This is a genomic window from Megasphaera paucivorans (assembly GCF_900103535.1).
GTDB lineage: Bacteria > Bacillota > Negativicutes > Veillonellales > Megasphaeraceae > Megasphaera_A > Megasphaera_A paucivorans.
In genome coordinates, this window is record NZ_FNHQ01000021.1 from 31,327 (window position 1) to 43,661 (window position 12,335).

At 38.5% G+C, this 12,335-nt stretch carries 10 protein-coding genes; 8 read left to right on the plus strand and 2 right to left on the minus strand.

The annotated features are described in order from the left end of the window. Nucleotides 1–14 precede the first annotated feature (14 nt). Both BLR11_RS09790 and BLR11_RS09795 read right to left on the minus strand, forming a co-directional pair. Nucleotides 15–1,043, minus strand: coding sequence for an inorganic phosphate transporter (locus tag BLR11_RS09790; RefSeq protein ID WP_091651363.1), 1,029 nt, complete (start codon nucleotides 1,041–1,043; stop codon nucleotides 15–17). Continuing rightward, nucleotides 1,036–1,662, minus strand: coding sequence for a DUF47 domain-containing protein (locus BLR11_RS09795; RefSeq protein WP_176762950.1), 627 nt, complete (start codon nucleotides 1,660–1,662; stop codon nucleotides 1,036–1,038). The genes BLR11_RS09790 and BLR11_RS09795 overlap by 8 nt, the downstream gene beginning before the upstream one ends. Before the next feature lie 846 nt (nucleotides 1,663–2,508). On the opposite strand from BLR11_RS09795, the gene BLR11_RS09800 reads away from it, so the two are divergent. The 8 genes from BLR11_RS09800 to BLR11_RS09835 form a co-directional block, all read left to right on the plus strand. Then, a complete protein-coding gene (locus BLR11_RS09800; RefSeq protein ID WP_091651369.1) occupies nucleotides 2,509–3,315 on the plus strand; it encodes a TrmH family RNA methyltransferase in 807 nt (268 codons plus the stop codon). Between the two features lie 453 nt (nucleotides 3,316–3,768). Further along, a complete protein-coding gene (locus BLR11_RS09805; protein ID WP_091651371.1) occupies nucleotides 3,769–5,772 on the plus strand; it encodes an oxidoreductase in 2,004 nt (667 codons plus the stop codon). Between the two features lie 262 nt (nucleotides 5,773–6,034). Further along, nucleotides 6,035–8,713 carry a calcium-translocating P-type ATPase, PMCA-type gene (locus BLR11_RS09810; protein WP_091651374.1) on the plus strand — a complete coding sequence of 893 codons (2,679 nt, stop codon included), beginning with the start codon at nucleotides 6,035–6,037 and terminating at the stop codon, nucleotides 8,711–8,713. 93 nt (nucleotides 8,714–8,806) lie between these two features. Next, nucleotides 8,807–9,217, plus strand: coding sequence for a PaaI family thioesterase (locus tag BLR11_RS09815; RefSeq protein WP_091651376.1), 411 nt, complete (start codon nucleotides 8,807–8,809; stop codon nucleotides 9,215–9,217). 157 nt (nucleotides 9,218–9,374) lie between these two features. Further along, nucleotides 9,375–9,584 carry a YwbE family protein gene (locus tag BLR11_RS09820; RefSeq protein WP_091651379.1) on the plus strand — a complete coding sequence of 70 codons (210 nt, stop codon included), beginning with the start codon at nucleotides 9,375–9,377 and terminating at the stop codon, nucleotides 9,582–9,584. Nucleotides 9,585–9,728: 144 nt separating this feature from the next. After that, nucleotides 9,729–11,207 carry a DNA-3-methyladenine glycosylase 2 family protein gene (locus BLR11_RS09825; RefSeq protein ID WP_091651382.1) on the plus strand — a complete coding sequence of 493 codons (1,479 nt, stop codon included), beginning with the start codon at nucleotides 9,729–9,731 and terminating at the stop codon, nucleotides 11,205–11,207. Nucleotides 11,208–11,209: 2 nt separating this feature from the next. After that, nucleotides 11,210–11,728 carry a methylated-DNA--[protein]-cysteine S-methyltransferase gene (locus tag BLR11_RS09830; protein ID WP_091651384.1) on the plus strand — a complete coding sequence of 173 codons (519 nt, stop codon included), beginning with the start codon at nucleotides 11,210–11,212 and terminating at the stop codon, nucleotides 11,726–11,728. A 411-nt stretch (nucleotides 11,729–12,139) separates the two neighbouring features. Beyond that, nucleotides 12,140–12,335 (plus strand): transposase (locus BLR11_RS09835; RefSeq protein WP_176762951.1); only part of this gene is annotated, 196 nt, incomplete at its 3' end.

A 12,335-nucleotide genomic window follows, 5' to 3' on the forward strand; every position in this document is an offset into this window, starting at 1 on the left:
AGCATAAGTCGGTTCTATCCTTTAACTAATAGGTAAAAAGGCAGTATAGTTGTGAATATATAACGGATCACCACATAGAAAACAGCTCCTAACATACAGGTGCAAGGCAGCGTTATCAGGGTATCTGTCAGTATGTTTTTCGCTACATTCCAGTGAATTGCTTTGATTCGTTCTGCCATTCCAATTCCTATAATTGTCCCGGAAACGACATGTGTAGTAGAAACTGGCAGAGATAGCAGTGTTGCACCCAATATTACGACAGCTGAATTTAAATCGGCAGAAAATCCGTGAATAGGGTGCATTTTAAATATTTTATTTCCTACCATATGCATGATTTTCCAACCGCCAATTCCAGTGCCAAGTGCTAATACAGCGGCACAAACGATTTTTATAATTATAGGTACTTCTAATGTCTTAATAATATTATTCGATACTAACGCCAGTGTAATAATTCCCATGGATTTCTGCGCGTCATTGGAACCATGTGCAAAGGCCATGAAGGCTGCCGATATGATTTGCAGGCGGTTAGCTAATTTGTTTACTTTTGACGGTTTATAGTTTCTGCATAGATATATGATATAATTCATGCTGATATAACTGATTACCATGGCAATGAATGGGGAAACTATCAATGATACAATGATAAGGATAATGCCTGAAATATTTAGGACGGGTAAACCGACTGAGATAAAAACGGCTCCGATCAGGCTTCCAATGAGTGCATACGATGAGCTGGAGGGCGTATTCAGATACCACATTGCCAAGTCCCAAAAAATAGCGCCTAATAATCCGGCTATAATAATTACTTCATTTATTACAGCCGCTGAAATTACAATATTATTTCCGATTGTTTGAGCTACCCCTGTAAACACGAGGGCACCAATAAAGTTAAGCAGGCAGGTTCCTGCTACCGCTAATTCAGGACGAATGGCGCGTGTGGCGACACACGTTGCAATCGCATTAGCCGTATCATGAAATCCATTAATAAAGTCAAAGCATAGTGTTAAAAAAATAACAGTAATCATAAGGTATGTATCAAGCATATTTCATGATCACCTCTTTTAATATATTACTAAGATACTCTACTTGGTCAGAGGTGTTTTCTAATATATTTAGCAGATCCTGCCATTTTATAATATCTAAAAGAGGAATATTCCCTTCAAATATGCGGGATATTTCTTTCCGATATATAGTATCTACGGCACTTTCTATAGTACCTAAATGAGTACTTTTTTTCATTAATACAGATTCATTTTTAGATATATTTTTTAACAGCTGAAATAATTCTACGAGAGCTGCCGACATATCGATTAATAGTGTTGTTATTTGAATGGCAGCGGTCGTGGATTCTTTCATGTGGTATAATTCGGTACGCATCAGAAAGTCATGCATTCGATCTACACAATCTTCTAAATTACAGGCAAGTTTGTAAAAATCTTCCCGGTCAATAGGGGTAACAAAAATACAAGAGAGTTGTGTAATGATTTCTTGGTTGATTTGGTCCGCGCGGTGTTCAAGATGAAACATTTTTTCCCTATGATGGGGGATTTTTAAAATATCGAGCATGGCTTCATTGGCAAGAATAGTTCCTTGATTAAAAATTCCCGCAAGGTCAATAAGATAATTAAAAAGTTCTGTATGATTGTTGTTAATATGGATCATTGACAGCACCCCTTTATGCAGCATAATTTCTTTATCAATATTTTTATGAAAACAATATATAATCTGGTTACAAAGGCTGCAGAACGAATATATGCCGTTAACAGAGGAATAAAGTGTATGGCAGTATTCTTACGTTTACTATACCTGCTGTATATATGGATGCAGTAAATTTTGTATTTAAGGTGAGTAAAAGATAGTATAATGTTTTTAAAAAATATATTTTGAGAAAGAGAATAGGTTGTATGGTCAGTTTATATTTGAAAATAATGCAATTTTATCATAAAAATAGGCAAGGACGGAGGCAAGGGAAAAGAGTATATATTTTTTTACATATTTTTAAGATAAAGTTTACAGAATCTCCATGTTGCTCTGTTATATTAAATAAAAAAAAATTTAAGTTTCATTGTTGACATGGCATTGTTTGAATGCAATGTATTGAGTATGTTTTCAATCAGGAGATGATGAAAATGGACATGATGGATCTTAACGAATTTGTATCTACTACAGCAGTCGTCATATTGCTGCTTTCTATTGTTGTATTGCACTTGTGTAATACAAACAAAAAAGTATAATGTAACTTTTAGGCGGAGCATTCCTATGGATGGGATGTTCCGTTTTTTTATTGCTTCTATATGTGAATATGCTAAGATAATTGTATCGTGTTCTTTATATCGCCGGTGGAACGAAAAAATCCCTATTTTTTCATAGGAGGGTTGCCAAAAGAACAGAATACTTGAATAATATAGATAGCGTTATTGATTATCTCTTTGCCAATAAAACATAGTTGCATCACTTGTTTTTGATAAGAAAAATGTTAATTTAAAGTGATAAAGGAGAGGAAGACTTTTGGCTCGTATTATAGAAATACAAGATATCGCAGCCCCGGAATTAGCTTTGTTTGCTCATTTAACGGAAGTGCAGCTGCGCAGCCGGTTGGAACCGGAAAAAGGAATTTTTATTGCGGAAAGTCCTAAGGTGATACAGCTGGCTTTAAAAAATGGCTGTAAACCACTGGCACTTTTAATGGAACGAAAACGAATTAAAGGGCAAGCTAATTGTATTATTGAACGGTGCGGTGATATACCGGTGTACACGGGAGATAGGGAAGTGCTGGCGGACTTGACGGGATATAGGCTTACCCGCGGCATTTTGTGTGCTATGGCTCGTCCGGTACTGCCGGCAGTAGAGAATTTAATTATGCAAGCCCGCAGAATAGCAGTTCTGGATGGCATGACAGATTCTACGAATGTGGGGGCTATATTTCGCTCGGCAGCAGCTTTGAATATAGAGGCTGTGCTTGTTACCCCTTCTTGTTGTGATCCACTATGCCGGCGTTCCGTGCGTGTCAGTATGGGAACTGTTTTTCAAGTACCATGGACACATATGGGAACCGATATTTCCATATTGCATTCAATGGGTTTTAAGACTGCCGCTATGGCACTATCCATGAATGCCGTAAGTATAGAAGACAAGAAACTGGCAGCAGAAAAAAAATTAGCCTTACTATTCGGTACAGAGGGGTATGGATTATCACAATCTATTATTGACGCCTGTGATTATACGGTGAAAATACCTATGTCTCACCAGGTGGATTCACTTAACGTAGCTGCGGCAAGTGCAGTAGCTTTTTGGCAGTTGAGAATTAGGGGATGAACGGCGGCTTTACTTTACCAACATTTCCATATACATGTATCGTATGTTATTTATAAGAAAAATATAGTTGCTGTTAGCAGTATAGAAGACGTGTATTTAATGAAATAATAAGCATTATGAAAAAAATTTAAATTGATTGAATAACGTAGATACAGTCGACTAAGGGATTGAATTTATATTATTGATTTTTTCATAAATAAAAGTATAAAAATACATAGTCTTATTTACGTTATAAAAAATTTAAATATTTATGGAAGTATAGAAAAAATATATAAATGTTTAAATTTAATAATAATATTATTTTTTCGCAATGTGAATGTTATTTTCAACTATTGACATTTTAATAAAATCCTGTATATTGAGATTAAGTAATATCGCGTGTGCTGTTTCTGCATAATTTAATATAGGGTCATTTCTTTAGTTTGATTTTCTTTGTCGAAGGAGGCGTTTTGTATGTCGAGAAGTATACTATTTGATCCAATTAAAATCGGTCATGTACAGATTAAAAACAAAATTGCCATGGCTCCTATGGGGGCTTTCGGACTTGTTGATGAAAGCTGTTGTTTTACCCAGCGTGCAATTGATTACTACGTGGAAAGAGCTAAAGGCGGAACGGGGCTTATTATTACTAGTGTCTGCAAAGTTGAAAATGAACTAGATCAAATTGTCCCCGGATTACTTCCCTGCACTTCAATAAAACCAATGAGGTTTGCACTTACGTCGTCGGAAATGACGGAGCGAATTCATGCATACGGTTCAAAAGTATTTTTGCAGTTGTCTATGGGATTTGGGCGTAGCGGAGCTCCTGGGATTCTTCTCACAAAGCAGCCTGTTTCGGCTTCAGCTGTTCCTAATTACTGGGATCCCACAGTAACCTGCAGAGAATTGACGACGGATGAAGTAGAATGGATAGTGAAAAAATTTGGTGAAGCAGCCGCTATCGCAAAACATGCAGGATATGACGGTGTTGAAATTCATGCAGTACATGAAGGATATTTGCTTGATCAGTTTACGTTGTCAGTCTTTAATCGCAGGACAGACAAATATGGGGGCGATCTTAAAGGAAGATTGACACTGCCGACTGAAATAGTTCAGGAGATTAAAAAAACGGTAGGAGAAGATTTCCCAGTTATATTAAGATTCAGTATAAAGAGCTGTATGAAAGATTGGCGACAAGGCGGTCTTCCTGATGAAGCATATGAGGAAAAAGGGCGCGATCTGGAAGAAGGGCTGGAGGCTGCTAAAATTTTATCGGCAGCAGGCTATGATGCTTTTGATGCTGATGAAGGTACATATGATGGCTGGTATTGGGCTCATCCGCCTATTTACCAAAAACATGGATTATATCTTGATTGTACGGATAAATTGAAAAAAGTGATACATAAGCCGGTTATTGTAGCAGGGAAAATGGATATACCGGAAATGGCGGAGAATGCGTTAAAAGATAAAAAAGCAGATATGATCGTATTGGGAAGAGCGTTGTTGGCTGATCCGTATTGGCCCCAAAAGGTAAAGACCGATTGTGAACAGTCTATTCGTCCGTGTATTGGCTGTCATGTGGGGTGTATGGGCCGAGGATTTGAAGGTAAGCATTTGTCTTGTGCTGTCAATCCGGCTTGTGGCAGAGAACGCTATTATGAAATAAAGAAAACGAATACTCCTAAAACAGTGATGATTGCAGGCGGCGGCATTGCGGGAATGGAAGCGGCAAGGATTACAAAAATGAAAGGACATGATGTGAGTTTATATGAAGCGTGCGGACAACTTGGCGGAAGTGTCATTCCCGGGTCTGTCCCCGAATTCAAGTACGATGATAGACGGCTGCTTGATTGGTATAGAAACGAGATAAAAGAACTTGGGATTCCTGTTGTTTTTAATACAAAGGTAACGGAAGATCTCATAGAGCAGAAAAAGCCGGATGTCCTCATACTCGCGACGGGTGCGACTGAGAAAATACCGCAGGTTCCGGGCATTGATACCGACAAGGTTTGTACTGCGGTGGAGGTTTTGAATGGGACAAAACAAACGGGAAACACTGTTTTAATGATCGGCGGCGGTTTGGTGGGATGTGAAACTGCATTATGGCTTGCACAGAAGGGCAAGAAAGTAATGGTAGTGGAAGCTCTTGAAAATATTTTAAGTGCAGGAAAGCCTATTCCGCATATGAATAAAATTATGCTTATTGATCTTATGAAGTATCATCATGTTCAAACGATTACCGGTACGTGTTTGCTTAATATAACGGATGATGGTGCTGTTTTGATTAATAATAAGTTTGAAAAACAGGAAGTAAAGGCGGATTCTGTTGTCATTTGCGTTGGTTTTTGCTCCAATAATGTATTATATGAAAAAGTTCATATGAAAGTCAGGGATGTCTATGTAGTCGGTGATGCTGAAAATCCGGCAAATATTATGGATGCTATTTGGTCGGCTAATGAGGTAGCATTGCAAATTTAGGATGAAACCTGTTGATAATCAAAATACTGAATTCTTGACAAATCGGCGTGGACATGATAAGGTGTAAAAATAATTTAATGCTCTGTGAGGGAGTAGTTTGCGCAGGTATTGTGTGCCAAGTCAACACACTGACCAATTTGGTCTGGCTTGTCTTAAAAAACGAGACTCACGTATGGTTTTATTGCCATGCGCGGGTCTCATTTTTTATAAGCAAATACGCGTGAGCTATATATGAAAAGTTTAAGCAAGGAGGGCAATGTCGATGAAAGAATTTATGATGAATCAGGATGAAGTGCTTATACAGTTTCATACCAGTTTATCGGAGGGGCTATTATCTGATCAAATTATACAAAATCGAAATCAATATGGGAGTAATTCTCTATCCCGAAAAAAGCCTAAATCATTAGCTCGCAGAATTTTTGAAGCGTCTATAGAACCGATGATTCTGATGCTGATTATGGCGGGCCTGATTGATGTGGCTGTCAATGTAATTCGTACAGCTACCGGAAGTGAAGCTGATTTTTTAGAATGTGCAGGAATTTTTGTAGCAATTTTTCTTTCCGTTGTTATTACGGTTGTGATGGAAGGAAGAAGTGCAAAGGCATTTGAGACTCTTTCCAAAATTAATGAAGATAGTTATGTAAAAGTTCTCCGGAATGGGAAAACGGAAATGATAGTTCAAAATGAACTCGTTGCCGGAGATATCGTTATGCTTGCGACAGGAGATAAAATCCCGGCGGATGGGAGACTTTTGGAAGGTGTTGATTTAGAATCCGATGAATCGGCTCTTACCGGAGAAAGTGTTCCTGTAAGAAAAGATTCGGAAACTTTTTTTACCGATGAAAAAACGCCTCTTGCAGAACGCAGTAATATGCTTTATTCGGGAAACTACATTACCAATGGATATGGGAAAATGGCAGTTACTGCAGTGGGAGATCATACGGAGTTTGGTAAAATTGCGCAAGAATTGACGGATATGGGACGTACCTCTACGCCGCTGCAGGAAAAACTTGCGCGTCTTGGAAAAATTATCACCATGTTGGGTGTTATGGCGGCAATCGTTGTATTTGCTGTAGAAGTTTTTTCTTTTGTGCAAGCAGACGAAGTAAGTCTTGGAAGTATTATGGAAGCCTTTGTTACCAGTATTGTTCTTATTGTTGCAGCTGTGCCGGAAGGGCTGCCGACAATCGTAGCGGTGTCGCTTTCTATTAATATTATCAAGCTGGCAGGCCAGAATGCACTGGTCAAGAAAATGATCGCATCAGAGACAGTAGGGTGTATTAACGTAATCTGTTCGGATAAGACAGGGACACTTACAGAAAATAAGATGACAGTTTCCGCTTTCTTTGACAGTGTCTTTCATTCGCATCCAGAAACGTTGTCATCAGAATGGATTGCTCACAATGTATGTCTTAATTCTACTGCAGATGTATCTCCGGAAGGAAATTTTATCGGCAATCCGACAGAATGTGCTATGTTAAATTTTTATGAAGGATCCGAAGCCCGAAAAAAAAGCGGGAAATCATATAGAGAGGAACGTGTTGCACATGATGTGCTGATGGCGTTTCCTTTTTCATCGGATTTAAAACATATGACAACGGTCAGCAATGTCGATGGCAAAATTATTTCTTATGTAAAAGGAAGTCCGGAAGCTATATTTTCAATGTGTGCACCTCTTTCCGATTTGCAGCGCCGGGAAATTGAACGGCACATTATGACGGTTCAGGAAAAAGCCATGCGTGTCATTGCTTTTGCTCATAAGGAATTGGACTCCATGCAGGATTATAAAAATGAACAACTGCATGCTAAGATGGAAACAAATATGATTTTTGACGGCTTTGTTGCCATTTCCGATCCATTAAGGGAGGATGTGTACGAGGCGGTGAAAAACTGTCGTCGGGCAGGTATAGATTTAAAAATCCTGACGGGCGATAATATTATTACGGCAACGGCAATTGCCAAAGAACTTCATATTTTGGAAAATGGCCAAATTGCAGTGGAAGCTAAGGATATTTTTGATAAGGACGATGAAGAATTACTGCAGCTTCTTCCTTGTATCAGTGTGATTGCCCGCAGTACACCTACGATTAAAATGAGAATCGTAAAATTGCTGAAAAGTCAGGGGAATGTGGTGGCTGTTACAGGAGATGGCATTAATGATGCTCCGGCTTTGAAAAACGCTGATGTTGGTATTGCTATGGGAATTTCGGGAACGGATGTTTCAAAAGAAGCAAGTGACATTGTTTTGCTGGATGATTCTTTTTCAACAATTGTAAAGGCGATTGCATGGGGACGTGGAATTTATGAAAATTTCAAGCATTTTATCCAATTTCAATTGACCGTTAATGTTGCTTCTGTTACGGTAGTTCTGGTTTCTATTATTCTTGGTTTTAAAGCACCTTTTACGGCACTTCAACTATTATGGATCAATCTTATTATGGATGGTCCCCCGGCATTGACATTGGGATTGGAACCGATTTATAGTGATTTGATGGCACATCCGCCGACCAAGAGAAACGAGAGCATTGTTTCTATGCCAATGGTATTGAGAATTGTTTCAACAGGCATATATATTTCCATTGTATTTTTGTGCCAATATGCGTTTGATTTTTTACATGCCGGACAGGAACAGATGATAACGGTCCTCTTTACTATGTTTACGTTATTTCAGCTGTTTAACGCTTTTAATTGCCGGGAACTTCATGCTGTAAGTATTTTTAAACATTTTCTTAAAAATAAACTTATGTTAGGTGTCGTTTTTCTTACGTTTGTGCTGCAGATTTTAATTATTCAGTTTGCCGGTGCTTTTTTTGGTACTGTTCCCCTGGATGGTATGATGTGGCTGAAGATTATGGCGGTTTCAGCCAGCGTTATTTTCTTATCTGAAGTGGTAAAGCTGATATATCGCTTAGCGGTAGTTGATAAGGTGCAAATGAATTAGTTAAAACTACCTGTAATGGTGTATCATTGTGATTTTTGCTAATGTATGATATGGTAATTAACAGCATAGTATGGGAAAGGATGGCGGTGTGAAATGGAACGGGATCAACGGGTGAAAAACGATAATTCATGGTGTTTTGCTTGCGGCGAAGAAAATCCAATAGGCCTTAAGCTGAAAATGAGCATACAGGGGGAATGCTGTACTGCTTATTTTACACCGCAAAAAGAACATCAAAGTTATGATGGAAATATGCATGGTGGACTTATCAGCACATTGCTGGATGAAGTTATGGGAAATTATGTATATCAAGTAGAACATCGTAAAGCATATACTGCAAAAATAGAAATTCGCTTTCGACAACCTGTGCTGATTGGTGAAACTATAAAAGCAGAAGGAAAAGCGGTAAGCCAGCATGGCAGATTACGGACGATGGAAGGGAAAATTTGGAAAAAGGATGGTACTATAGCAGCCGAAGCAACTGCGAGTATGATGCTTGAAACGTAGAAATAAGCATAGCTGACATTATATCTTTTACAGGAGATGCCATTGGGGAGTGCCAGACAAGGTTATATTGAAGAACAGGCATTTTGCATAAAAGAACCTATTTACTTGAAGTTAGTTAACGTAGTTGTATATAACGAATATGTGGGGAGACATAAAAATGAATGGTACAGAACGAAAGAATATCAGGCCGGGCATTAGTGTAAAAATAGTACAAAAGCAACATCAAAAAACAGGACAATTAACAGAAGGTATTGTAAAGGATATCTTGACTCATAGTGCAGTACACCACAGAGGTATAAAAGTACGCCTTGATACGGGTATTATTGGGAGAGTGCAGGAGATTTTAGATATATCTGATAAAATATAAAAATTTTTCATTTTGAATTTTGAAGATAGAATTGGAAGCATGTAAATTAATAGATGCTTCCTTTTTTGTCGTATATATGTCCGAAAACAGCCAGTGTTTTATGGAGGACATGATATAATAATACCATTAAGAGAGGAGTTGCTTATGGAAGAAAAAAAACGAAGAATATATTATGCGGCGTTTAGATCTAAAGATAGACGGTTTGATGGACAGTTCTTTGTTGGCATTTCTTCTACTGGCATCTACTGTCGTCCTATATGCAGAGCAAGACTTCCGAAAGAAGAAAACTGTCGTTATTTTAAGACAGCGGCAGAAGCAGAACAAGCCGGATTTCGTCCGTGTCTGTTGTGTCGGCCGGAGCTTGCACCTGAAAAATCATTTACAGAAACAGGAGAAGAAATAGCAATTCAAACTGCCAGATTATTAGAAGAACATTGCGGAAGTGGTGTCAGCATAACGGTCTTGGCTAAGCAGCTGGCATGTACAGATCGCCACCTGAGGCGTGTCTTTGCGGCAGCGTATCATGTAACTCCTGTTGCGTATTTGCAGACCTGTCGCCTTCTTTTGGCAAAAAGCCTGCTTACAGATACTGATTTATCTATGCTCGAAGTGGCTATGGCGGCGGGATTTGGAAGCCTAAGACGCTTTAATGAATTATTTAAAAAACAGTATCATTTGGCACCAACGGCTCTTCGCAAAGAATTAAAAAAGAAAAGGGAAAAAAATGAGGTACTTACCGTTGGTATAGGCTACCATCCCCCTTATGAATGGAAAAAAATGCTTGACTTTCTTTCTTTGCGGGCCATACCAGGTGTAGAAGTTGTACAAAATGACTGCTACATGCGTACAATGAGTCAGGTTGACAGGCAGGGAATTTATCGATCAGGATGGATAAAAGTAAAAAATAATCCAGTAAAAAGTGTGCTGTTAGTGATGCTAAGTGATAACTTGATTACTGTTATTCCACAGATTTTGGGTCGAATTAAGTGTTTATTTGATGTATATTGTGATCCTGAAATCATATATACAGCATTGCTGTCCATGAATACGATAAAATCAGGATTATGTGTAAAAGGGACACGTGTACCCGGTTGTATAAATTCGTTTGAACTGGCTGTACGTGCCGTACTTGGGCAGCAAATTACGATAAAGGCTGCAAAAACACTGGCAGGAAGATTTGCAGAAACTTTTGGGACACCGATAGAAACAACGATACAAGGATTATCCTATGTGTTTCCAACTGCCGAAAAGATTGTTGGTCTTGGGACAACTGGGGAAAGTAAAATAGCATCATTGGGAATTATTTCGACACGGGCAAGGACAATTAAGGCCTTGGCGCAGTTATTTTATCAGGAGGATAATTACTGTCAAGTATATGCAGATCCAGAAAAAGAAATAAAAAAATTGCTGGCAATTCCCGGGATCGGTGTGTGGACGGCTGGATATATAGCGATGCGGGCAATGGGATGTACAGATATTTTTTTAGAGACTGATTATGGAATAAAAAAGGCAATGGAACCTATGACCACAAAAGAAATGCTGCAGCAAGCGGAAAAATGGCGGCCATGGCGAAGTTACGCTGTGATGAATTTGTGGGATTTTTTATCAGAAAAGGGGCATTGATTATGAAGTATGCAGCAAAAGCGCAAACACCTTTGGGGGAAGTCTTGCTGGCTAGTGATGGAAGTTATCTTACCGGTGTATGGTTTGCAGGGCAAAAATATTACGGGGCTGGTATGGATAACGATATAATATATGATCAGCATATCCCTGTATTTACTCAAACTGTATCTTGGCTGCAGCGATATTTTTCGGGGGAGAATCCGAAAATACATGAATTGCTTCTTGCTCCTGCGGGAAGTACATTTAGGCAAATCGTCTGGAAAATTTTGTGTGATATTCCGTATGGACACGTTCGTACTTATGGTGATATTGCTGCGGAAGTGGCGGTATATAATGGAATAAAAACCATGTCGGCACAGGCGATCGGCGGGGCTGTGGGGCATAATCCAATTTCTATTATTATTCCGTGCCATAGAGTGGTCGGGTCTAATGGAAGTCTTACCGGATATGCCGGCGGCATAGAAAAAAAACAACGATTACTTGCAGCAGAAGGAGTTGATATGAGTAAATTATCTATTTAAGTTGCACTTGGTTTAAATGGGAGTTGTTGGATATGGCTGAATTACCTTGGAACTTTTAACAATTGGTTTGTATGTGATACATATACATTTTTTGGACAAAAGTGGAAAGTTTTCTAAAATTCCAGATAGTAGCAATCCTACTGCTGTTAAAAATTAATAGTCATCACATAATGTTCCAATAGATAAAAGTTTGGGCGTTGATTGGTTTGGGACTTCTGGAAATCACTGCATATATGGTATTGGCGAAATAGTATTTATTTTAAAGATACCTGCTGGTATTTATAATAAAAATATTTTCAAAAGATAGTATAAAATTTTATGTGTAAACTCTAAGAGGCCCATAGGAAAAGGAACCTCATTCCTGTATAGTGTTAAGTGCTAACAAAGACACTAAAGAAATGAGGTTCCCTAATGTCAAATCTTAACACAAAACTCATGCAAGCGCTAGTAGAAAAACAATCTGTTGAAGATGTCTTTCGTCAAGAACTTGAAGATGCCATCAACCAGTTGCTTAAGGTTGAACTTTCTAGTTTTCTAGGATATGAGAAACATAGTTCCAACGGCTGGTCTTCTGGTAATAGCCGCAACGGTTTTTATTCTCGCGAAC

Excerpts from the sequence above, each read along its gene's own strand:
- BLR11_RS09825 (WP_091651382.1), top strand. The coding sequence starts at position 9,729 with ATGGAAGAAAAAAAACGAAGAATATATTATGCGGCGTTTAGATCTAAA.
- BLR11_RS09805 (WP_091651371.1), top strand. The coding sequence starts at position 3,769 with ATGTCGAGAAGTATACTATTTGATCCAATTAAAATCGGTCATGTACAG.
- BLR11_RS09790 (WP_091651363.1), bottom strand. The coding sequence starts at position 1,043 with ATGCTTGATACATACCTTATGATTACTGTTATTTTTTTAACACTATGC.
- BLR11_RS09820 (WP_091651379.1), top strand. The coding sequence starts at position 9,375 with ATGAATGGTACAGAACGAAAGAATATCAGGCCGGGCATTAGTGTAAAA.
- BLR11_RS09815 (WP_091651376.1), top strand. The coding sequence starts at position 8,807 with ATGGAACGGGATCAACGGGTGAAAAACGATAATTCATGGTGTTTTGCT.
- BLR11_RS09810 (WP_091651374.1), top strand. The coding sequence starts at position 6,035 with ATGAAAGAATTTATGATGAATCAGGATGAAGTGCTTATACAGTTTCAT.
- BLR11_RS09830 (WP_091651384.1), top strand. The coding sequence starts at position 11,210 with ATGAAGTATGCAGCAAAAGCGCAAACACCTTTGGGGGAAGTCTTGCTG.
- BLR11_RS09795 (WP_176762950.1), bottom strand. The coding sequence starts at position 1,662 with ATGATCCATATTAACAACAATCATACAGAACTTTTTAATTATCTTATT.